At 61.1% G+C, this 22,139-nt stretch carries 14 protein-coding genes and 5 pseudogenes; 10 read left to right on the forward strand and 9 right to left on the reverse strand.

Annotated elements, in window-relative coordinates; genetic code table 11:
• Positions 1–105 precede the first annotated feature (105 nt).
• Positions 106–2,127, reverse strand: coding sequence for an acyltransferase family protein (locus ACYCO6_RS02725; RefSeq protein ID WP_459769051.1), 2,022 nt, complete (start codon positions 2,125–2,127; stop codon positions 106–108).
• 91 nt (positions 2,128–2,218) lie between these two features.
• Here ACYCO6_RS02725 and ACYCO6_RS02730 point away from each other — a divergent pair.
• Positions 2,219–2,543, forward strand: a pseudogene (locus ACYCO6_RS02730) (IS481 family transposase); the annotation flags it as partial.
• 1,249 nt (positions 2,544–3,792) lie between these two features.
• Here ACYCO6_RS02730 and ACYCO6_RS02735 read toward each other — a convergent pair.
• Positions 3,793–4,101 (reverse strand): annotated as a pseudogene (locus tag ACYCO6_RS02735) (transposase); the annotation flags it as partial.
• Positions 4,102–4,184: 83 nt separating this feature from the next.
• Between ACYCO6_RS02735 and ACYCO6_RS02740 the strand changes: the two are divergent.
• A protein-coding gene (locus ACYCO6_RS02740) for an IS5 family transposase (RefSeq protein ID WP_459769053.1) occupies positions 4,185–4,942 on the forward strand; the annotation gives its coding sequence in 2 pieces (ribosomal slippage) (positions 4,185–4,521 and positions 4,521–4,942; 759 coding nt in all).
• 94 nt (positions 4,943–5,036) lie between these two features.
• On the opposite strand, the gene ACYCO6_RS02745 is transcribed toward ACYCO6_RS02740, so the two are convergent.
• Complete coding sequence (locus ACYCO6_RS02745; RefSeq protein ID WP_459769055.1) at positions 5,037–5,993, reverse strand: class I SAM-dependent methyltransferase; 957 nt, start codon at positions 5,991–5,993, stop codon at positions 5,037–5,039.
• A 478-nt stretch (positions 5,994–6,471) separates the two neighbouring features.
• Positions 6,472–7,388 (reverse strand): annotated as a pseudogene (locus tag ACYCO6_RS02750) (IS630 family transposase).
• A 181-nt stretch (positions 7,389–7,569) separates the two neighbouring features.
• On the opposite strand from ACYCO6_RS02750, the gene ACYCO6_RS02755 reads away from it, so the two are divergent.
• Both ACYCO6_RS02755 and ACYCO6_RS02760 read left to right on the forward strand, forming a co-directional pair.
• Complete coding sequence (locus tag ACYCO6_RS02755) at positions 7,570–8,415, forward strand: class I SAM-dependent methyltransferase (protein ID WP_459769057.1); 846 nt, start codon at positions 7,570–7,572, stop codon at positions 8,413–8,415.
• Positions 8,416–8,648: 233 nt separating this feature from the next.
• Positions 8,649–10,553: an acyltransferase family protein gene (locus ACYCO6_RS02760; protein ID WP_459769059.1), complete on the forward strand. Its 1,905-nt coding sequence runs from the start codon at positions 8,649–8,651 to the stop codon at positions 10,551–10,553.
• Positions 10,554–10,721: 168 nt separating this feature from the next.
• On the opposite strand, the gene ACYCO6_RS02765 is transcribed toward ACYCO6_RS02760, so the two are convergent.
• Positions 10,722–11,732, reverse strand: a complete 1,011-nt coding sequence (locus ACYCO6_RS02765; RefSeq protein WP_459769061.1) for an NAD-dependent epimerase/dehydratase family protein — start codon at positions 11,730–11,732, stop codon at positions 10,722–10,724.
• A gap of 268 nt (positions 11,733–12,000) precedes the next feature.
• Between ACYCO6_RS02765 and ACYCO6_RS02770 the strand changes: the two genes are divergently transcribed.
• A complete protein-coding gene (locus ACYCO6_RS02770) occupies positions 12,001–12,132 on the forward strand; it encodes a hypothetical protein (protein WP_459769063.1) in 132 nt (43 codons plus the stop codon).
• Here ACYCO6_RS02770 and istB read toward each other — a convergent pair whose 3' ends face one another.
• Positions 12,133–13,002, reverse strand: a complete 870-nt coding sequence (gene istB, locus ACYCO6_RS02775) for an IS21-like element helper ATPase IstB (protein ID WP_459761956.1) — start codon at positions 13,000–13,002, stop codon at positions 12,133–12,135.
• Positions 12,999–14,264 carry an IS21 family transposase gene (istA, locus tag ACYCO6_RS02780; protein ID WP_459761958.1) on the reverse strand — a complete coding sequence of 422 codons (1,266 nt, stop codon included), beginning with the start codon at positions 14,262–14,264 and terminating at the stop codon, positions 12,999–13,001. The genes istB and istA overlap by 4 nt, the downstream gene beginning before the upstream one ends.
• A gap of 154 nt (positions 14,265–14,418) precedes the next feature.
• Between istA and tnpC the strand changes: the two genes are divergently transcribed.
• Both tnpC and ACYCO6_RS02790 read left to right on the forward strand, forming a co-directional pair.
• Positions 14,419–15,648 (forward strand): IS66 family transposase, encoded by a 1,230-nt coding sequence (gene tnpC, locus ACYCO6_RS02785; RefSeq protein WP_459769065.1) that lies wholly within the window; start codon positions 14,419–14,421, stop codon positions 15,646–15,648.
• 214 nt (positions 15,649–15,862) lie between these two features.
• Positions 15,863–16,747: an RNA-guided endonuclease InsQ/TnpB family protein gene (locus ACYCO6_RS02790; RefSeq protein WP_459769067.1), complete on the forward strand. Its 885-nt coding sequence runs from the start codon at positions 15,863–15,865 to the stop codon at positions 16,745–16,747.
• A 377-nt stretch (positions 16,748–17,124) separates the two neighbouring features.
• Here the strand turns inward: ACYCO6_RS02790 and ACYCO6_RS02795 are convergent.
• Positions 17,125–17,634 (reverse strand): annotated as a pseudogene (locus ACYCO6_RS02795) (Ros/MucR family transcriptional regulator); the annotation flags it as partial.
• A 255-nt stretch (positions 17,635–17,889) separates the two neighbouring features.
• On the opposite strand from ACYCO6_RS02795, the pseudogene ACYCO6_RS02800 reads away from it, so the two are divergent.
• Positions 17,890–18,060, forward strand: a pseudogene (locus ACYCO6_RS02800) (IS66 family transposase); the annotation flags it as partial.
• Positions 18,061–18,272: 212 nt separating this feature from the next.
• Here the strand turns inward: ACYCO6_RS02800 and ACYCO6_RS02805 are convergent.
• Positions 18,273–19,874: a purple acid phosphatase family protein gene (locus ACYCO6_RS02805; protein ID WP_459769068.1), complete on the reverse strand. Its 1,602-nt coding sequence runs from the start codon at positions 19,872–19,874 to the stop codon at positions 18,273–18,275.
• A 1,155-nt stretch (positions 19,875–21,029) separates the two neighbouring features.
• Between ACYCO6_RS02805 and ACYCO6_RS02810 the strand changes: the two genes are divergently transcribed.
• Complete coding sequence (locus ACYCO6_RS02810) at positions 21,030–21,266, forward strand: hypothetical protein (RefSeq protein ID WP_459769070.1); 237 nt, start codon at positions 21,030–21,032, stop codon at positions 21,264–21,266.
• Positions 21,247–22,128, forward strand: coding sequence for an HNH endonuclease (locus tag ACYCO6_RS02815; protein ID WP_459769072.1), 882 nt, complete (start codon positions 21,247–21,249; stop codon positions 22,126–22,128). The genes ACYCO6_RS02810 and ACYCO6_RS02815 overlap by 20 nt, the downstream gene beginning before the upstream one ends.
• Positions 22,129–22,139: the final 11 nt, after the last annotated feature.

A 22,139-nucleotide genomic window follows, 5' to 3' on the forward strand; every position in this document is an offset into this window, starting at 1 on the left:
GTCTTCGATGTAGTACCTCGTGAAATATCGACATGCCAGAGGTCATGCTTCGGGCTGGCAGCGCCGCTGGCCTCAGCCAGAAGCCACGTTCCGCTCAAGCAAATCCTAATCAGAAAATATATCATCGAGCGCATATAGACTGTCTCTAGCATAACTAGAATTGATGTGTGAACCGTCCTTGAAAACTGGCCTCCCTAGCTCATTTAAAAATCGACACTCTTTGCTGTCGCACATGAAATTGGCAGGATCTATTGTTGTAGCACCTGCGCGCTGGGCAATATGCCGCAAGCGATCGTTGATAGCCGCCGTCCTTTTTACATGTTCAGACATCGTTATGGAAATATCATTGCTGCCCTTTGTTCTATATAGAAACTTCGGGTTTGCTTTTCGACTGCTCGGCCATTCAAGGATCAGCCTCACTTTCTTGCCGCTTCTCGTTAGCGATGCGATCTGCGACTCGAGTGCGTCGAATGCAAAATCGCCTTCAGATGACCAGAAATCAATTGGCCTTTTGGAATAATCAGATATTCTATAATAATCGCCTCTACTCATAAATCCAAGCCATGATCCTCCAATGATGACTAACGAAAACTCAGTTCCATGCGCGAGAGCGAAGCTTTTATCGACGAAATCTGCGCAATACTTGTCGGAAAGGCGGTTGATTGCAGGCACGGGAGCACAGCCGGGCATCGTTGAAAAAACTATAGTCCTGTGATCGCCCCTCGTTTCTTGGCTGCGCCTCAACATGCGCGGATATATCTGCTGAACGTAACTATCTCCAAAAAACAGGATTTTATCGGGCTTCGACCCACCGAGGACAGCCAAACTATCGAGATATGTCCAATCCTCCAGAGCATCTGAATACATTTTTGAATCAGACGAGAATTCAGGGATGAGACCCCTCCAAGAAATCAGAGCGAGGAGCATTAGAGCTGCCTGCGCAGCTAGAAGATTTCTTGTGACGAATTTGGGCCTCTTAGAAGCAGCGCGTCGCAAAGGCTGTTCGAGGAATCTAAAGGTAACGTCGGCGGCGAGAACGGTCAGGACCATCAAAGCGATTCCGATCAAATAAGATAAATTCTGGCCGGAATATGATTTGTAAAACACAATGACTGGCCAATGCCAAAGGTAAACTGCATAGCTCCGGCTGCCTAGCCAGACGGCGGAAGCGCTCGACAGTAAGTAACGATTGATAATGGACTTTGGACTGCTGATAATGGATACTGCTCCCAGAGTCGGCACCAGCGCGATGAGCGGCGCATAAGATCCGCCGGAAGAATACATTATACCGCACGCCAAGATTGAGGCAGTGCTTATCACGGGTATAGCCGAACTGGCAAGACAATTATCGGCATCACTAAAACTGAGGAATGAAGAACGTTGGCGATTAATTTGGGCGAGTAGTGCGCCCGCCATGAATTGCCACGCGCGCGTCGGCAATGCATAGAAAGCGAAATTTGTATGTTCTCCGCCGAGTGCGCAGAACGCAGCGAATGACGCCATCATTACGCATGCTGGAGCTATTATCCTAAGATTAGAGCGGTACACCGATGCCAAGACGAGAGGCCATAAAATGTAAAATTGCTCCTCAACTGCAAGCGACCACAAATGAAGAAATACTCGTGTGCTCGCTGACGGTTCGAAATAACCGGTTCCAGCAGAAAGTTGCATGTTGGTTAGATAAAGGAGTGCGACGAGACCGTCTTTCGCCGCGTGACGAAAATCCGAGCCTAAGTCGATCGCCCAACTTGCAGCAAGACTGAGAAAAATTGTTGCTAAAAGGGGCGGGTAAAGCCTTCTAATTCGCTTGCTATAGAAAATTGTTGCAGAAAAATGCTCGGAGTCCAGATCCTTTATAATGGATAGCGAAACGACATAGCCGGATATTACGAAAAATACATCGACACCAATAAATCCACCCGGGAAGGCACTGGGGAAAAAGTGGAACAGCAAAACGCAGCAAACTGCGACTGCTCTGAGGCCATCAATGTCTTCACGGCGCGTCGAGCCGGTATGCCTTCCGGCGCCCGCTGTTCTCAGCGTTGTGAAACTCGGGTTTTCGCGAACTGTTGCAGGCAATAGAAACCCCGTTGTTTTAGCGATAGGAAGTTGCAGTTGGGGAAACATTCGCCATCGTTGCTATTGTGTATGTGATCCCGCTCGGAACTAGTCGGCATGTTACGAGTTTCTGCTTTCGTACGATGAAAGTTTGCTGCATATCTTTCGCTGGCGTCCGTTCGAGTGGGCCTGCGAGCAGACGATGGTCGAGCATCGCGTGACCAAGCTGCATCGCCGCGTGAACGATTGATCAAGCGGCGCAGATGAACCGCATCATCAAGGACGCTGAGGCTAAGGGCTACCATTACACCAACCATGACGAGCTGCTGCAGCACCTCCAACTGTTCGTCGACAGCTACAACTACGGAAGGCAGCTCAAGACGCTGTGCAGACTCACACTCTACGAGGTCGTCTGCCAAACTTGGGAAGAAGCCGAATGCTTCAGGCTCGACCCAACACACCAAATGCTGGCGCCGAACATCTAGCGGTGCACTGACAGGAACTAAACGCGCGCCGCGCAGCACGTTTTTCGGAGCGGTTGCAACAAATTATTCTTCGAGCGAATGGCGCATCCGTTGGCCTCTGTGTGCTAGCGACTTCTATCAGGTCGTCATTTGCTCTTAGCGATCTAAGGGCAGCATTCTGCCTGATGATTCTGGTGGGTAGCAACGTGCCCGGCTAAACTTCCTTTGACGTATTCCGGACAGTGTAGAGGGGACGCCATCGTGCGGCTCATCATTTTCGTCCTTGCGCTGAACAGTGTCCTTCTCTCGTCGGGCTCGCAGATCATTTTAGAGTTCGGGATAGTGGCTCCTGTCATTCAGTACGTCTTGTCAGATGGAGCGTCCACTCAGACGAATCTGTTCGCCCGCGTCACGAATATTTGGGAACGCCGCAATCAATCGTCGCCGGATGACATTAGACTGCGATGGACGGCAGCGCGAAAATGCCGAGCGCAGCCGGCCACCGCAGTACATTTACTTGAGACCATGAGCGCCCGCTCCCAAAAAGCCCGGATCTGACTTATATGAAATCCGCTCGGGCAAATTGACTGATGTCAAGTTTCCGAGTCGTCCGGCGGCTTCAATTTTCACCGGAACCGATTTTTCAGAAGAATTCATGTTTAGAAGTCGCACCGGATCTTGCCGATGCGTCGATATTGTTCTGTGCTATAGATTTACAATCCGATGTAAATCATCAAAGTCGAACGATATGTCTCTGATACGGGACGCCGCTCAAGGATGCGTGAAGTGGTGGGGGTGCTGTAGTCGCCGTTTGCCCTCATTACAGGTTGCGGCGGTCACTATGTCTTTGCGCGTCATCAGTCGGCGACTCCCATGTGCCGCGACCGTGTGCCCCGGATGCCCTAGCCAACTATGCCGCCGGCTCATCGCCGACCCCTACACGCGGTCGGAACGCTTGACCGAGCAAGCGGCGCGCGCCGCCGCACTGGGAGCCCTCTCTGATTGGGGTCACCGAAGCAAGGTGCTCCTGATCCTCATAGGTCCCGGACGTATCCTGCCCGCAGGTCACGCGCTTCTTTTCGCGGTCGGCGCTGAAGGCCGCCGCATGATGGGGTCGGAAGAGCGAGGTGTCTCAATCTGTCCGACGACCTTACGGCGGGGCCGCAGGCTCTTGGCTCCTAACGAGATCGCCTCACCCATCGTCCCCGCGGGAACGATCCGGTTCACCCATGTGGGCGAAGTCCGGCCTGCTGCAGCACGCGTGTCTCCTTCATGCGGCAGTCGGTTCCGGCGCTTTGCCGAAGCGGAATGAGGTCTCTTTTCGCCACATCGTGTGCAGGACAACAGCGAGCTTGCGCGCGACCGCCACGCGAGTACGGGCCATGCCCCGATGCTTGGCCACCCGCATGCCCCAGGCGCGCAGGCTCGACCATTTGCGCGAGCGCACCAGCAGGGAATGGGCCGCCTCGTAGAGCGCGGTGCGGGCGAGCTCATCGTCGCAGCGGCTGATCTTGCGCCGGATGTCGGTCTCGCCTGACTAGTAGCGGGCCGGGGTGAGACCAAGATGCGCGCCCACGTCCCCAGGGTGTGAACCGAACCAAGGCGTTGCAGGGTTTGTCGTTTTGTGATTCCAGGCGGCCGTTTAGCGGCCTGGAGGTGGCGATGGCGGACCTGTTCTGGCTCTCGGATGAGCAGTGGGCGGTGATCGAACCGTTCATGCCCAAGGGTCAGTCCGGACCTGAGCGGAAGGACGACCGGCAGATCATCTCGGGCATCCTGCACGTCCTGACATCGGGCTGTCGCTGGCGCGATTGCCCGGTCGCCTACGGCCCGCGTACCACGGTCTACAACCGCTTCAACCGCTGGTCGCGCCGCGGCTTCTGGAAAGCCATGCTCGCCGCGCTGGCCAAGGCCGGATGGGCAGGCGATGCAGCTGCCCTCGACAGCAGCTACGTCCGGGCCCACCGCTCGGCCCATGGCGGCAAAGGAGGGCGACGGCGCAGGCCATCGGCCCGTCGCGCGGCGGCCAGACTACCAAGATCCACGCGCTCACCGATGTCCTCGGTCGCCCCGGCGTCCTGCTGCTGACGCCCGGCAACGCCAGCGACGTGACCACCGCCCCGACGGTGTTGGCCGAAGCGCCTGGCCGGATCCAGCGTCTGGCCGCCGACAGGGGCTACGATGCCGACTGGCTGCGCGCTGACCTGCGCAAGAGCGGCATCACGCCGGTCATCCCGGGCAAGCGCGGCCGCAAGCGGAAGATCTGCCATGACAGGCCACGCTATCGGGAGCGCTGGCGGATCGAGGCCACCTTCAACCGCCTCAAAGACTTCCGCCGCATTGCCACTCGCTACGACAAACTCGCCCGCAACTACGGCTCGGCCCTCGCTCTGGCCGCCGTCATCGCCTTCTGGTGCTGATCGAGTCCAAACCCTAATGCAAGTTCGAACCCTCATAGGGAAGTCGTCAGCCGTTTGATAAGCCGCAAAATCAGAATGCTTGAAGCAGAAAGGCTCATTTCTTTTGAAGAGCAACCGTTAAGGAGGGGAGCAGCTCGACGCCGGTCACCCAGTTGAGCGCCCTCGCGAAAACAGCGAATGCTCGCCGCCCTTGCCCTCCGCCGCTGACCTCTAGCCAAAGATCGATGCGGTCTCCCTTCCGGGGCTCAAGGAGGGCAGCGTCCGGAAGCAACCGCCGCAGTTCGCCGATCGATCCACCACGGATCCCGTTTCGTAACATTGTCGGCCAGTCTTGGTGCTTCAAATCACGGAACGGCGAATGTCTGGCAGTTGCCAGAGCTAGCTTCGGTGGCATGTAATTTATTAGGGGCAGGCCGCCCGTTGTGTGGGTTTCAACCGGAAACCATCGATTGGGCGTCTCGTAGATCAGCATGACGCCGCCTTTGCGAAGTGACGCCCACATCTGCGGGAAAATCCGTCTGCGCTCATCCGGGAGGATATGCTCGTAGACCGCGCTTAGGATGATGCAGTCGAATGAGCCGAGGCCATCTGGCAACACGTCGCCGCTCGGTGCTTGCACAAAATCGATGTTTCTCAGGCCATGAAAGTCGGCACGCGCTTCTGCAATTTTCAAATTATGGATATCTGTGGCGACGATTGCCGCATTGGGGAATCGACGAGCGATGATGACGGTTGAAGCGCCCCTGCCGCAGCCGAAATCCAGAATTCGGGCGTGATTCAAATGGTCAGGGTCAAAGTATCCAAGCACTGCGCTCGTGAAGATATCCTCAAGGTAATCGGATTTTTCGTCGCGAGCAATTTCCCCTGTGAACCAGATCGGTCCTTTGATCCTTAAAAACTCCTCTATGAGGCTGCGGGGATAGCGCGTCAGCAGCTCAGGAAAGGGATGATGTCTAGCCCGTGCATCGTGGACATTGATGCGGATGCGATCTCCACAGGGTTCAAGCGTGATGGTCCAGCCGTCCGAGTCAAAGATCGTATCTGTCTGCATCGCTGCCTCATTCCTAGTACGGCGCGTTCAGGGAACTTCCACGTCTGTGTCCATTCGCTTGCAAGCAACCCCACGCGATGGCAATGCCCCGGAATTATAAGCGATCTGGGACTCGCTAAGTTGACCGTAGTCAATATCGTGTCCGCCCCTGGCAGGGAACACCGCAGGGCGGATTCGCGACCCAAGCTGCGCAGCCGTCATAGGGGCCCGCCGCCTGCGGCAGCTGCTATCCCGATGATCCAATATGATCGGATGCCGCTCTACATCACCACCGCCACGGCCCGGCACGACGGGGGTGCAAACGCAGCGCCTGTTATAAGGCCAACAGCGCCGGCGACGTCTGGGCCAATACCGCCGACGGCTCGAAACAGAACGAGGTGCACCTGTCGGGCAACGGCTTCCGATGCCGCATCCATCGCGAGAACCGGCCGGGCAAGCAGATGCCGAAGAATATCGCCCGCTCTAGAGCGGGTCCCGGTCAGCTTGAAGCACAAGCGTCATCCTCGTAGCCGGCCGCCGTGAAGTAGTTGCGGCACTCCTCGGGCGAGAAGCGCGTGAAGGCTTTGTGGATCGCCGCCCAGAGATCGCTGACGGTGCGGGCCGCCGCGTTGCGCAGGAGCGTTTTGAGCTTCGCGAAGGCCAGCTCAATCGGGTTGAACTCAGGCGAGTACGGTGGGAGGTACAGGAGCCGGGCTCCGGCTGCTTCGATCGCCTCGCGCACGCCCGCCACCTTGTGAGCGCCGAGGTTGTCCAGGATGAGCGTGTCGCCGGGCCTCAGGGTCGGGACCAGCGTCTCGCCCACGTAGGCGCGGAAGCGTTCACCCGTGACAGGCCCGTCCAGCAGCGCGATCGCCTCGGGCCCGCTCGTCCTCAGCCCGGCGATGACGGTGGTGGTTTTCCAGTGGCCCGCCGGCGCCGCGATCCGGCAGCGGGCGCCGCGCTCTGCCCAGCCATAGCGGCGGACCATGCTGGTGGTCGCCGCCGTCTCGTCCAGGAACACGAGACGATCCGGATCGAGTTCGGGCTGGCTCTCAAACCAAGCCTCACGTGCCGCTCTTACGTCTTCCGGTGCCGGGCGAAGAAGCGCGACAGAGAGCTGGTGCTGACCGCAACCCCGTGCGCCTGGAGAGCTTCGCGCAACTCCCGCAGGAGGATCTGCGGGCGAGCCTCATAGGTCCGCCGGATCAGGTCGGCATGAGCCTCAATGTGACGGGAGCGCTGGTCGCCGCCCAGCGGCTTGGGTGCGACGTGCCCCACGCGCCGCTTCTGCTGTGACCAGCGGCTGGCGCTGGCCCGGCTCACGCCGAAGCGCTCGGCGGCTTGCCGGCAGGTCGCCCCGGCTGAGACTGCGGACGCCACGCGCTGGCGCAGATCAACGGACAAGGTTGTCGGCATGAGCGCCTCCTTGCTCCATCTACCCTCAGCCGCCCAGCATAGCTTCCGATCGGAGGGGCTCCGCTTTAGTCGCGATTTTGACAGATCGCAAATTGCGATTCCCTCTCAAGCTCTATCTTTTCTCCCAATGTACTTCGTTTCGGCAGCACGTGTCTACCCCTCTGCAGGTGCAGAGCACTAATTGAGAGAATTCCTTATGATTAAAAGTAGAATTTATTCCGCGTTACCCCCATCAATCGTAAGAATTAAAGATGAGGTACGGGGACGATTTGCATTATACCTCACCGATAAAAAAAGCTTTCCGTCAAAGAACCTTATGCAGTTGACGGCATTTGATCCGAAACAATTCTACGTAAATCCCGTATTCGCAGACGCATGGAATGCAGACAATGCATTGATCGGAAAAATCTTTGGGAGAGGGGAATTCGAACTGGCTGTAAGTCCGAGTTGCCGAAGGCACATTTATTTTATGATCATGGGTATGAAGCCATTGCACGTACTGGAAATCGGAACCAATGTTGGCGGGTCAACTCTATACATCGCGGCAGCCTTAAGAAGATTAGACGCAAGCGCCAATGTAACGACGGTCGACATCGTAGATGTAAACGCTCCCGATGGCCCGTGGCAAGTCTTTGGTCTGAAAAAATCACCGCTCGATTACGCCAAAGAACTGTCGCTCGATAATATTAATTTCGTTGTAGATGATAGTAGTAAGTTTATGAACCGTCAAGCGAGGAGCTTTGACCTGGTTTTTCTTGACGGTAATCATGCCGCATCAAAAGTATATGAAGAAATAAGCTTTGCGCTAAAAATAATAAAAAAGAACGGCGCAATACTATTACACGATTACTATCCCGAGAGAAAGAGGCTCCGTTCGGATCGCGCGGTTATCGGGGGGCCTTACCATGCGGTGGAGCGGATTAAACGTGAAAATCCTCACTTGGACGTATTTCCGCTTGGGTCCATTCCAGGCAGTGGCATCTACTCGACTCCAAGTAGTTTAGCTGTCCTTGGGCAGACCAGGTAATGCAGGCGACGCAGATATTTGTCTACCTCACTCTCGCCCTTTTCCACCAACTGTCAAATCCGAGCCGGTTCTCGTGAAAGAAGGATGATCGGTGTTGGTCAGACTACCCCACAGCGGCGCCGGGCGACTCGGATTAGCGACTCCACGTAGCGAATGTTTCTGAGGCCGACTCCTAGTACTTGCTTCATCTCGGAGCGGCCAGTTCGGTATAATTCGCACATTCCGAGGAATCGATGCCCCGCGCTGAAATACAATCTGGGCGAAGGTTGGACATCGACGGCCTCCGAGCTGTCGCCGTTGGTGCCGTGCTGGTTTTTCATTTTTTCCCGGAGATTTTACACGGCGGCTACATCGGCGTGGACGTCTTTTTTGTAATTTCGGGATACGTGGTTTCGCTGTCCATACGAAAAGACCTCAGTTGCGGGATGTTCAGCCTCTCGACCTTCTATGCTGCCCGAATAAGGCGGCTGTTTCCCAGTCTCCTAGTTGTAACCGCTCTTTCTCTTATTGTCGGATGGTTCATATATTTCCAAAATGAATTTCTCGAGCTCGGTCGCGACACTCTGTACTCACTCGTGTACGTAGTAAATTTTAAATTTGCTCGAGGCGCGGGATATTTCGACACATCAATGATTCCAAGTCCTCTGCTGCACATCTGGTCACTAGCTGTAGAGGAACAGTTCTATGCCATCTGGCCGCTCGTATTAACATTCATTTTGACGCCGGCAATCAGGCCTAGAGCGAAGCTGATAGTAGCCTGCGTGGGCCTGGCATCCATGGTGTTGAACTTAGCGCTTGTGGAACGACACCCTTTGTTGGCGTTCTATCTGTTGCCGATGCGAGCCTGGGAATTTGTGTTGGGTGCTTTGCTAGCGCTGTCCCGAACGGCTATTGAACGAAATGCGGTCAGGGCGCAGAACCTCCTTTCGGTTCTTGGTTTCTGCTTGCTAACGGCGGCAGCGATCCTCCTCGATGAGCATTCGACTTTTCCGGGCTGGCTGGCCCTTTTTCCTACATTCGGTACGATTCTGGTGATTTGCACACCCGGATCTGTACTTAATAGATGCGTTTTGTCATCTCCGACGTTCCTTTGGATAGGGCAACGCAGCTATCCGCTTTACCTGTGGCATTGGCCGCTCCTGATTTTTCCACGCGTGGCCATCGGAGAAGACTTGTCGGTCGAATTGCGCATATTCTTGCTTTTGCTGTCCATCGTTGCGGCGAATTTTTCATATAATTACATTGAATGGCCCTATAGAAGCCTCTTTGGAGCTGAGTCGAAAGCCGCCGCGTTGAAACTTCTGCTGTATAGCGGCGCATGTGCGTTCGCTGCGGCGCTGATTGCTATGAACGTCATTCCGGAGCGTCTGAATGAATATCGCCCGTTTCTGGAAGCGAGGAACGATTGGCAGAATATTGCTACCGTTGTTACTTTGCCCGGTAAATCGACAGACCGTGTGCTCTTTTTTGGGGACAGTTTCGTCCGGCAGTACTTTCCTCGCGCCGATTTTATCGCGCGTAATCACGAAAACCGCCGAACGATTCAATTCGTGACCCGCGGAGGGTGTGCCCCGGTACCCAATATCAATCGACGCTCCGACCGGGATTGTGCGTATTTTAGTAAGCTGGGATTCGAAATTGCTCATAGCGAAGCAGTTAAGACGGTAATCATCGGCGGGGCCTGGAGAGGCTTTGTCAACCGAGGTGACTATTTTGATCAGAGCACTGGCAGACCGCTAAATCTGCTAGGGGACGACCTTCATCAAGTTTTGGCAGATCTTTGCGGCGAAATCTCCAAGCTTGTTGCTTCGGGCAAACAGGTATTCCTAATTCTCAATCCGCCTGGCGGTCCGACCGCCGATCCAGTTTGGTTAATTAGAACAAATAGCGCGACGAAAGATGCGGGGATTGCGGTGTCGGATCACACCAGAAGGGTCGGCTATATCAATGAAGCGATCGCCAAGGTTGGGCAAGAAGGTGGTGCTTTTATAATAGACCCTTCGCAATGGTTATGCAATCGCGAAATCTGCAAGGTTCTAGACTCCGGTGGAAATGCTATATATATGGATCAAACCCATCTTCGAGCTTCCTTTGTGAGGCAAAAACTCACTTACTTGGACGACATAATGCGAAATTAGGGTCTTAATAAAGACTGGGCGGAAATTGCTACCCATAAGATCCTGCGGCATCTATACCGTCGCCGTCGGCGGCTCATCCGCCCGGCCGTACTCGATACGCGGGCCCGGCCTGCAATGGATCTGACCGCCGCGGCTCGACACCGCAGAGACTTATAATTGGTCACTCAGTCAGACCTGGTAGAAGGTGCGGTACCAGGCCACGAAAGCGGCGATACCCTTTTCAGCCGGCGTGCTGTCGATGGGGCCCACGAGCTGGTGCAGCAGCTTAGTGCTCGCGTGGGTGCGCGGCACGTCGCCCGGCGGCAAAGGCTTCAGGATCCGCTGCGCTCGTCGCCCGAGCGCCGCCTCCAGGGTGTCAATCATCGCGTCGAGGCGCAGCGGCTGACCCGCGCCGATGTTGACCAGTCGATATGGTGCGCAGTCGCTCAGGGTATCGCCCGGCACGCGGTCCACGCCCGCGCCCGGCAGCGGCGGGGGCCGATCGACGAGGCGGCGGACAGCCTCCACGAGATCCTCGACGTAGGTAAAATCCCGCTCAGCCGCGCCTCCTGCGAAGACCTCGATCGGCTCGCCGTTGAGGATCTTTCGCGTGAACAGGAAGAGCGCCATGTCCGGCCGGCCCCAGGGGCCGTAGACGGTGAAGAAGCGGAACGCTGTTGTGGGGATGGAGAAAAGATGCGCGTAGGAGTGGGCCATCGCCTCCATGGCGAGCTTCGTGGCGGCGTAGAAGGTCAGCGGGCTGACGGCGCGGTCGGTTTCGCGGAAGGGCAGGGTAGTGTTGCCGCCGTAGGCTGAGCTCGTCGAGGCGAGCAGCAGGTGCCGCACAGGGTGCGCGCGGACTGCCTCCAGGAGGTTGAAGCTGCCGACGAGGTTGGCATCGGCGTAGGCCTGCGGGTTCTCCAAGCTGTAGCGCACGCCGGCCTGAGCGGCGAGGTGGATGACGACCTCCGGGCCGGTGCGGCCGATGAGATCATGCAGCAGGCCGGGCGTCTCGATCCGTCCCTCCACCGCCTCAAACTCGGCCGACTGGGCAAGATCGCTGTGGCGCGCGCGCTTGAGATTTACGTCGTAGTAGGTCGAGAAGCCATCGAGGCCGGTGACGGCATGGCCCTCAGCCAGCAAGCGGCGGCAAAGGTGATAGCCAATAAACCCGGCGGACCCTGTTACCAAGACACGCATTTAGCCCTCCAATGAGAACGCACTCGACGCGCCTCGCTCTTCAAAATATTAAATCAGGCCGAACAGCCGTCGAGGGCTCCGAGCATGGCGCCCGCAGCGGCCGACTGTAAGCCGGAAGCGAAACGGCTGGGGCGCCTCGTCCCTCGCACTCTTTCGAAGTAATTACCCACGGGGTGGATTGGTCGGCGGTTGAACGCCCGCGGCTGCGCCGCTTGCCGGGACGAGCTTGCCTCTTGCCGGGAGCCAATTTCGCTGATTCTCTCGTGAGATGGGCCGCAGCGAACTGGAACGGCTGAGCCGCGAGGAGCTGATCGAGTTGGTGCTGTCAACGGGCACCGAAGTCTCCGCAATTATGGGCATCGAAAATTCCCTGATCGGCGGGTTTGGTGGTCGACGGTGATCAGCCGGCGCTGTGATCGAGGGTCGCGCTCTTTGGTGGCCGGCCACGGCGGCGTGGAGGGGGCGGTGGGGTGATGAGTGCCTTCGAGCGGACGTGCTCGGGCACAAGTTCGCCATGCTGGCGCAGCCGGTAGCTCGCTCCTTCGATCTGAACGACGACGGCGTGATGAAGCAGGCGGTCCAGCAGAGCCGTGGCCACCACGGGATCGCCAAATACCTCTCCCCATTCGGCAAAGCCGCGGTTCGAGGTCAGGATCATCGCGCCCTTCTCGTAGCGCGCGTTGACGAGCTGGAAGAACAGGTTGCCCCCACCCGGAACGACGGGAAGGTACCCGATCTCGTCCACCACCAAGAGGGAGGCCCGACTGAGGTAGCGGATCCGCTCGCGCAACGCGCCGTCGCGCTCAGCTTTGGCCAGCGAAGCGATCAGATCAGCCAGCGTCGAGAACACGACGCTGCGCCCGGCCTTTACCGCCTCGACGGCAAGCGCCGTGGCGAGATGGCTCTTGCCGGTGCCGGGCGGGCCGAGGAGATGGACGACCTCGGCCCGATCGATGAAGGTCAGTTCCGCCAGCGCCATGATCCGCTCCCGGTCGAGGGAGGGCTGGAAAGCGAAGTCGAAGCCCGACAGCGTCTTGATCGTGGTCAGGCGTGCCACGAGCAGGGCGGTCTTCACCCGGCGGTTCTCGCGCAACGTCAGTTCTTCGGTCAGGATCTCGTCGAGGGCAGAGATGCCGTCGATCTCACCCTGTTCGATGCGCCGGATCGCGGCGTCGAGGACTTCCAGGGCGCGCGGCATGCGCAGGCCGACCAAGCTGCGCTTGATGCTGTCCAGGGTCGTGGTGGCATGGGAGGGGGCGGCGCGGGTCATGACCGGCCCTCGATCCCGGCGGCGAGCCGCTCGCCGACGGCCTGGTAGACCGACAGCGAGCGCCGGGCGACGTGATCGCCCCGGCAACCGATCGTCAGGCTGTCGGGATGGCCGTGCCGCATGGCCCGAGCGGCCGCGCCTTGTCGATGGTCGGGATCGACGCGGTACTGTCGCCGGCCCTCCAGGATCGGGTGGCTCGCCACGAGCCGGCCGCCGTCGAGGATACGGATCGTGTCGGGCAGCTGGTGCACCTCGACGACCCGCCGCGTCCGGTCCGGCACGCTGTAGTAGTTGCCGCCGATCGAGACGAGGCCGTCATGGCTGACGCGCCGTTCCAGCTTGAGCAGGGCATTGAAGGGCACGGCCGGCAGCGGCTGCAACTCGGGCTTCTCGGCGGCGAAGGCCTCCGAGACGATCCGCTGCGTGGTGCCGTGCAGGCGAACGTTGGCGACGGTGTCGAGCCAGACCTTGAGCTGGAGGTTCAGGTCGTCAAGGTTGCGGAATGAGCGGGCCAGGAAGAAGTCCTGGCGGATGTAGGAGAACGGCCGCTCGACCTTACCCTTGGTTTTGGCCCTGTAGGGGCGGCAGGCACGCGGCAGGAAGCCGTAGTGTTTGGCCAGCGCCAGCAGGGATCGGTTGTAGACGATGTGGCCGTCCGCTTCCTCGCCGGTGACCGCGGTCTTCATGCGGTCGTAGAGGATCTCGATCGGCACGCCGCCCATCGCGGCAAACGCCTGGATGTGACAGCGCAGCAGGGTCTGCAGGTCCTGATGCAGGACAAAGCGTGCCTCGATATGCCGGGAATGGCCGAGCACGAGCGAGAACAGCCAGACGATGCAGGTCGCGCCCGGTGTGTCCGTGAAGGAGACCTCGAAGCGGGCGAAGTCGACCTGCGCCTGCTGGCCGGCGGGCGTCTCGAAGCGAACCTCGTAGGGCTGGGCCTCGGGCGGCCGGATCGCGGCCACGAACCGCTTTACGGCGGTGTAGTCCCCCGTATAGCCGCGCTCCCGCAGCTCGCGGGTCAGGCGCACGGCGCTGAGATCAGGAAAGGCGGCGACGCGCTCGCGCAGATAGACGAGGTAGGGGGCGAGCTTGCTCGGGCGTCCGGCTTGGCGTGGACCGTAGGCGGGCGGTTCGAGGCCGCGCGCGATGTACTTGCGGACGGTCTTTGGATCGCGCCCGGTCCGGCGGGCGATGGCGGTGATCGACAGACCCTGGCGGTGCAGGTCGAGGATCATGAGGAGTTCTCCCAGCAGGACCATCCTCGTCGCTCCCGGCCGATACGCATCGGCGGGCATGATGGCGGAGGATGGATAAGCCCGGGGACGCGGGGTGCCCGCCGCGCACTCAGGCCAGGGCACCAACCAGGGAATTTTCGGTCCCCACAATCAGGGAGTATTCAACGCCCACTGACAGGTGCTGCGGCTGCAGCGGCCAGAGAAGACCTCGCGCACCTCGTCCAAGCCGCCCGCGACCGATCGCAAGGAGCAGCGCGCGCAGTCCAAGCCCGGCGGCGCCAAGCCCGGTCACGAGGGTCACAGCCGGGCGTTGAGCGACGATCCCGATACGCTCGTCGAGCATCGTCCCGAGGCTTGCACGCGCTGCGGCGGCAGCCTGCATGCCGCTCTTCCGGCAGAGATCGTCAGCGTCTCTGAGCAAATCGAGCTGCCCGCGGTGGCGCCGATCGTGACGCAGCACCAGCGCCTCGCCGTTTGTTGTCCGAGCTGCGGAGAGCGGGTCGTCGCACCGGTGCCGGAGGCGGCGCGCGGCACCCCGTTCGGTCCGCGGCTGCACGCGGTGGCGACGTACCTGAAGACCTTCCAGGCGCTCTCCTACGAACGGCTGCAGGCGGCGCTCTCCGACCTGTTCGGTCTGACGCTGAGCCAGGGCGGTCTGATGAACCTGCTCCGCCGCGCGCAAGGCCGCTTCCGTGCCGGTCGTGACACTGCCATCGCCGCCCTGCGCAAGGCCGAGGTTGTCGCCTGCGACGAGACCGGCGTGCGGATCGAGGGCTCGAACGCTTACCACTGGCTGTTCCACTCGGCGCAAGCCGTGGTGCACGCGGCCTCGCCGACGCGCGGCGCTGTCGTGGTGCACGAGATGATGGACGGGCATCGGCCCGCGGTGTGGATCTCCGACCGCTACACCGCCCAGCAAGGCCATGCGGATGAGCACCAGACCTGCCTGGCGCATCTGGCACGCGACGTCGCCTATGTCGTCGAGGCCAGCGACGATCCCGTGCCCTGGCGTCTGCAACTCTGGCTGCAGCGCGTGTTCGCCCTGGCCGGGCGCGTCACCGACTTGGCCGCCGCGACGCTCTCGGCCAAGCGCCGCAGCCTGGATCGGCAACTGGGTGCCATCCTCGCCACGTCGAGCCGCTGTGATCTGAGCCGCGACCTACAGGCCAAGATCAGCCGCGCCCGCGATCAGCTCCTGGTCTTCCTCGCCTATCCCGGAAAGGTCGAGCCGACGAACAACGGCTCCGAGCGGCTGCTGCGTCCGGCTGTCGTGCAGCGGAAGGTCACCAACGGCTACCGGGCCATGTGGGCGGCCGAGGGCGAGGCCGCCATTCGCACCGTCGTCGACACCGCGCGCCTCACAGGCAGCAGTCCCTTCGGCGCCATCCTCAAAACCGTCGGCGCCTGAGCCCAGCCATCACAGGCCTGGGTAATTACCTTTCGAAGTTCCTGTAGGTGCCACAGCGCGGATACAACCAGAATTCGAAATAGGTGCCAACCCAGTATTCCTCGAAACAGTAAGCATTTGGGCTGAGTCCTTTACTGCTGGAGCCGCATACCAAGGCGGCTATCGCCATCGCGGTGTTGACGATAGCTTCCGCTTCGCTGGTCGCGAAGTCGCGGTGCAGCGGCTCAACGCGAACTGGTCGGCCGTGCGCCTGCCCAAGATCGGCTGGGTGAAGTTCCGCGACAGCCGATCGATCCGAGGTGTCGTGAAGAACGTCACCGTCAGCCTCGATGCGCTCGGCTGGCACGCCGCCTTCACCTGCGAGATCGAGCACGAAGCACCCGCGCCAAGCTCCGGGGTGGTCGGGATTGATCGGAGCGTCGCCACAACGCTGGCCTTGTCTACGGGCGACATGCTGACCATGCCGGGGAGCCTGGAGCAGATCGAGGCCCGCAAGCGCAAGGCACAGCGCATCCTCGCCCGACGCAAGCGCGAATCGAACCGCCGACGGCGGGCGCAGGCCCGCCTCGCCCGGCTTCAAGCGCGGCAGGCGCGCATCCGACGCGACTTCCACCACCGCGCCGCGCTCGACATCGCCAAGCGCTTCGGCGTGGCGGTGATCGAAGACCTGAACACGCGTGGCATGACTGCCAGCGCGCGGGGCACGGTGGCTGAGCCCGGCCGCAACGTCCGGCAGAAGGCCGGGCTCAACCGGGCGATCCTCAACGCGGGCTGGCACCTCTTCGCGACGATCCTGACCTACAAGATGGAGGAGCGCGGCGGTCAGATCGTGACTGTCCCCGCGCGGTTCACGTCGCAGACCTGTGCGGCGTGCGGTGTGGTCGATGCGAGAAGCCGCGAGAGCCAAGCGCGCTTCACCTGCATCAGCTGCGGCCACACCGATCACGCCGATACCAACGCAGCGATCAACATCGAACGGCGGTGGAACACACCGTTGCTGGACGTGGAGGGTGTGCATCGGCAGCCCGTCGAAGCGTCAACTGGACGGGACCTCACGGTCTCCGAAAATCCCCGCCGTTCACGGCGGGGAAGATGTTAATCTTTGCACTGGGTAGGCCGCCCAACAGCGGCGCTCGGGGCTCCGGCAGCAACAGCGTGTGGATCCGAAGCGAGGACCCAGGCCTTCTAAGCGGTACCCCGCCGTCTGCGCCTGGGCGCCGCTGACGTATAGACGCCCGTCGACGGAAGGGGGACGCTCAGGCCCTCTCACGGCGCCCAGCACGAGCGAGGCACTGTCCACTCGGGGCTGGCCGGCGCGAAGCTCGGGTGTTTGACGTGCTACCACCGCGGCATGGCGGCTGCCCGCGGATGCGGAATGGCCCCGGACCGCTTGAGCAACCGGGGCCGCCTCGCGACGGCTCGACGCAACGCGGCCGCCGCAGCCTTCTTCGATTTGCCGGACTTGGTCGGCTTCGCAGCCGGCACCGCCGCCTTCTTCCGGCTGCGGGCCTTGTTGGGGGCCTCAGTGACAGCCTCCGCGGCCTGGGCCGCCTTCGCAGCCACTTTCCGACGCTGCCGGCCGAGCCCATTGCTCCGGGCGAACTCGGCGCGCATCGCCGAGTAGCTGGCGGCCGTGGATGGGTAGTCCCGCGGCAGGCCGTAGCGGGCGCGGTATTCCTCGATGGTCATGCCGTGGCCGGTCAGGTGCCGTTTGAGAGTCTTGTAAGGCTTACCGCCGATGAAGCTGATCAGCGCGTCCGGCGTGATGGACTTGCGGATCTGCGCGGGTGTCGGCTTCTGCACGTCGGGTTCGGCTGGAGCAGAGGGGCCGCCCAACCCAGCAATCGCAGCGTGGACGCCAGAAAGGGGCGCCGGCAGTTCAGCGGCCGCCGCAGAGTTGTTCGCAACGTAGGCCGCGACAATGTCGGCCGTTATCTCGATAAAATCGCTCTTCTCGGCTACCGAAACAGGTATGTTGTCGTCCATTTGCGCCTCACTCGCTTGAAAGCCGAACGAACGCGCCGGTTCCGAAAGGTAGCCAAGAGTCCGCTTTCGGAAAAGAGGCATTTGGCGCCGGATATCTACCGGTTTCAAGACCAATTTCTACCGGACATCCGCGAGTAGCTGATCAAAGCCGAGATGAGCCCCGGTCACCCATGAGAGCCAGGCCCCCGTTTTGCGGCCGCGGGCTCTCAGGACGCGATCGCCGAAGTAGCGCCGTCCTCGAACGGTGCGTCGAGTAATGGCTCCGAGCGACTCCTGCGTCCATCTGTCATCCGGCGAAAGATGACCAACGGCTATCGCGCTATGTGGGCGGCTTCCGGCGAAGCTGATATCCGCACCGTCGTCGGCACCGCGCGCCTGAGCGGCGCCAGCCCGTTCGCCACCGTCCTCAAGACCGTCGGCGCCTGAACACCATCATCACAGGCCGGGGTAATTACAGCTGCTGGCCCACTGCTTCGTACTTCCTATCGCGAACAATTCGTGAAAGCGGGACGGCAAAGGCACGTCTGCGGCTCCAAAACGAAGTTTGCTATACTCCTGCCGCCGTACGTCCCGCGAGCCGCACGAGCCGGGATTGGTGATACACGGCGTGAGCAGGTGGTCGCGTGTTTCGGGAGATTTCAATCTCGCCGTGGGCGCCGCAGCGTGAACGTCTCGAAGGGGGCCAGCTCGCCGCCAAGGCCAACGACGTCGTAATAGGTGACCCTCATGGTGGTCTCGGCGCCAGGGCCCGCTCCCGGATCGACCCTGAATGCCGCGAAGCCGTAGGGGTGGGCGGTATTGCGCACCGCTGACCAGTGTGCGTCCTCCGTGACGCAGACCGATGGCCGCCGGCCCGTTGTCGGGTCGGGCGCGCCGACCGAGACTGTCACTTCGCACCGCGGCGGGTCGAAGAATCGCTCGTTCGTTGGCGCCGACGTTCCCCCGCCGCCGATCACCATGTGGACCGTGCCTCTCGTGGTGTCGATCACATCAATGGCGGACGCCTGCGGCTTGGGGGTCAGTGTCTGGTTGGCTTCTTGCCCCCTAATCGGGTGCGACCGCTCGTAGTGGTGCTCGTGCCCGCAGACCACGAGATCAACGTTATACTTGTCGAACAGCGGCACCCATTCCTCGCGAATGCCGAGGTCCGCGCCGTTGGACTTGTCGGCCGTGGAGATCGCAGCCTGGTGCATGCAAACGACGATCCAGTCGATGTCGCGATCGGCCCGCGTGGCGGCCAGCTCGCCCGCCAGCCACGTCTTCTGAGCGCCCGCCGAGTAACCTCGGACGTAGGAATCGCCTGCGTCCTGGTATGCGACGTCGTCGTTGGCGATACTGATCACGCGGACGGATCCCGCCGTGAAGGCGTACCAGAGCCCGCGCGTGACATCGGTCTGCCCCGTCGCTGGCGGCACGGCGAAGAAGGTCTGGTAGGCCTTGTAACCGATCAGCCCATTGCCAAGCTCGTTCTCATGATTTCCAGGCGAAGGCATCCAGGGCCGGTTGCGGGCGCTGCGGGTGTTGTTCTCCCAGAAATCCCACCACGTCCGGACGCGGTCGTGTGCGAGGTTGGCGTAGCACAGGTCGCCGTTGAAGAGGTGGAACAGCGGTCGCAGCCGCTCGACGCCAAGCGCCGTGTCGCCCGCCGCTGGCGAGCCGAGGTTGTCGTTGACGAACAGCGGCGCCCGCAGCGAGGACCCCGCCGGCACGTCGATCTGCCGACCCATCGTCGGCGTCCCCTGGTCGCCGAAGCTGGTGAACGTGAAGGCCGCGCGCCCGCGCGGCGCGGTCCGGAAGGTCCCGAACTCTGGATCGGCGCCATCGTGCACGGCGGCGTACATATAAGCGGTATCGGGCTTCAGTCTCCCGAGCTTCGCGTGGTAGGCGTGAACGGTTCGCCCCGACTTGCCGTCGACGTATTGGCTCGGCGCGGCCTCGGCGGTCTGCTCGAGCCGGCCGTCCAGGCGGCCGAGCAAGACGCATGGCCTGACGACCGGCAGCAATGTGTGCCACGACACGGTGACCTCGCTCGCAGCGTCGCCGCCGAACTGCAAATGCAGCCCCGAAATCGCCGGCATTCCTGCCTGCCCTGACGGCGCTCCCGGCAGCGCGGAGGCCTGGCTGCTGGGCGCGCCATCGATGCCCGACGACACGAGGAGACCGGGCGCGAGGCCTGCAGCGATCAGCAGCCTGCGGCGGCTCACCTCCATGTCCAACCCCATGTGGTCGCCGGTCATCATGGGTCCTGCCTGGTGTGGTGAGCTGAGGAAGCCAGACTATCGCACATCGGTGACGATCCGATGAGTTTACCTTGGACCTTGATTCCAGTGACTGATGGGCTGGCCTATGTCGGGATCCGCCTCTTACTGCCTTGCTGGATCTCGCTCAGACCGGCGGCTTCGGTGAGGCACATGGAGCCGCTGAGTGCGCAGCGCCGGATCAGCGTGGATCTGAGGTGTTCTGGCCGACGTCCCGCCTTTCACGGAAGCGAACGCCAGCTCCTCCACCATTTTCGGGGATCAATTCAACACCAGCCTTTTCGAAGGCATTGACGATTGCCTGAACATTCGCCGGCGTAGATGCGACAGGCCCATCATTAGCCTCGGCTCTTCTGATCGTGGCGACCCCTAGTCGAGATAAATCAGCCAGCTCATCTGCGCTCCAGCGAAGTAGGGCACGGGCCGCCCGGACCTGTGCTCCTGTGAGCATCACACTGCCAGTAGATGCCATGTTGCGCACGCGCCGATCACATGATATGAAAACTATCATTCGATATGAAAGCGATAGACGTAATGACCCGCTCTCGCTCGATCTCCTGGTCTGCTGCCTTACGCGACATCCGTGCAGATCGCATCCAGTTGCCTCCAGAGGAGCGGAAAGGCCGCTGCCGGCAGCGAGCGTTTGCGAAGCTCGCTGCCCAGCGTGCGAGCGCCATGATGCGCAGCTGTCCTTTGGTCAACGCTGGCGTTTATGATCGCCGAGCTATCATGTGCACAGCCACCGCGGCCGCGAAGGCTCGCCGTGCCGTCACTGGCGAAGCTTGGAGCCTCTGCATCTCTGCGGCTCTGACCGGAACGTGGCAGGCTGCCAAAGCTGCGCGCCTGTCGGCGACGCTACGTGAGCAGGATCGCTCCGAGCGAGCGCAGGAACCGGTGCGCCGCAGCAATCTTTCGGGGGTGAGGACAGCGGAAGCCGAGGGGAGGGCGTTGCAAGGCATTGAAGCCTCACCAGCGCAGATCCCTGTGGCGCGCTCACGGCCCAGCCCAAGCGCCCTGTGTCTGCCGGGCACGGCTGCCAGCTTGATCCCGGCCTCGCGCTGACACGACGGCCCGCGGCGGCAGGGGCGTATCGCCCTGAACGATCTTCTCATCCCGACCTAAGCGGAGAGGCGGACTATGCCCCAGAAGAGCCCGCGCAAGCGCGCGGCTGATCCCGCATACCCGACAGTGGCGTCGTTGAGCCTCCAGGTGAAGCTCGTGGCCCGCGAGGAGGATCCGGAGCTCAGGGCGTTGATCGAGCGCTATGAGCAGCTCCTGTGCGACTGGGAGCACCTGACCCACCGGGCGCTCAAGGCGCTTGCTGACCGACCGACTCCTCGGAATGAGCGCCCCGATGCCCTACGTCGCTCGTGAGGACGTGGGCACGACCCGCCGGCAATCCTTGTCGGGGCGGCGGCGCCTCCAAGCCTGGGAGCGGACGGGCGGCACCTGTGTCATCTGCGGTCAGCGCATCGACGGCGTGCGCGAGCGCTGGATCGTCGAGCACATCCGCGCCCTCGAACTCGGCGGAGCCGATGACCTCGAGAACATGGGACCGGCGCACGAAGCGTGCGGTCGGGAGAAGACGCGGGACGATCACGCCCGCACTGCCGAGGCCAAACGGCGGAAGATCCGTCATCTGAGGGCTGCTGTTGCCACCGCTCGTCCGCTGCCCGGCTCGCGGGTGGGCGCTCTCAAGCGAAAGGTCAACGGCACGGTCGTCTTTCGCGAAACCCGTGCTCGTCCGCTCGTCGATGTCGAGTCGGGAGCGGGGCAGGGGAGGGCGTGGAGGCTCAAACCAAAGCCATTCTCAGTGGATCCGGCCAAGGCGCCCGCGAACCAGCTTTGTGCCCAGCCTGGACCTTCCGACAAGGAGAGCAGGGCAGGAACGACGAACCATAGGGCGAACCGACCGACGGCCAAATCGGGGCGGGCTCACGGCGCCCGCGAGGATGGGGCCGCTTCAGGCGAGATCCTTCCGACGATCCCGGTTCATCTCAGCTTCCTATGCGGCGACCGTCCACTTCTCCCGGACGAGAACGGGGAGCAGTACGATGCGCTCCTGCGCAGCATCATCCAGCAGGTCAAACCCGCTGACGTGATCGAGGCGATCTGGGTCAAGGACGTCGTGGATCTCGTCTGGGAGGCCAAACGGCTGCGCCGCTGGCGCGGACAGATCCTAGAGCCGGTCCCGGGCGGATTGCGACGGGTTAGCGGCTGGCGCGTTGACGGGTGAAGGAGCATGCC

The sequence above is a fragment of the Methylobacterium sp. CM6257 genome, from assembly GCF_054611515.1.

Excerpts from the sequence above, each read along its gene's own strand:
- ACYCO6_RS02745 (WP_459769055.1), bottom strand. The coding sequence starts at position 5,993 with ATGCAGACAGATACGATCTTTGACTCGGACGGCTGGACCATCACGCTT.
- ACYCO6_RS02810 (WP_459769070.1), top strand. The coding sequence starts at position 21,030 with ATGCCCCAGAAGAGCCCGCGCAAGCGCGCGGCTGATCCCGCATACCCG.
- ACYCO6_RS02770 (WP_459769063.1), top strand. The coding sequence starts at position 12,001 with ATGGGCCGCAGCGAACTGGAACGGCTGAGCCGCGAGGAGCTGATCGAG.
- istA (WP_459761958.1), bottom strand. The coding sequence starts at position 14,264 with ATGGTCCTGCTGGGAGAACTCCTCATGATCCTCGACCTGCACCGCCAG.
- ACYCO6_RS02765 (WP_459769061.1), bottom strand. The coding sequence starts at position 11,732 with ATGCGTGTCTTGGTAACAGGGTCCGCCGGGTTTATTGGCTATCACCTT.
- istB (WP_459761956.1), bottom strand. The coding sequence starts at position 13,002 with ATGACCCGCGCCGCCCCCTCCCATGCCACCACGACCCTGGACAGCATC.
- ACYCO6_RS02815 (WP_459769072.1), top strand. The coding sequence starts at position 21,247 with ATGCCCTACGTCGCTCGTGAGGACGTGGGCACGACCCGCCGGCAATCC.
- ACYCO6_RS02760 (WP_459769059.1), top strand. The coding sequence starts at position 8,649 with ATGCCCCGCGCTGAAATACAATCTGGGCGAAGGTTGGACATCGACGGC.
- ACYCO6_RS02805 (WP_459769068.1), bottom strand. The coding sequence starts at position 19,874 with ATGATGACCGGCGACCACATGGGGTTGGACATGGAGGTGAGCCGCCGC.
- ACYCO6_RS02725 (WP_459769051.1), bottom strand. The coding sequence starts at position 2,127 with ATGTTTCCCCAACTGCAACTTCCTATCGCTAAAACAACGGGGTTTCTA.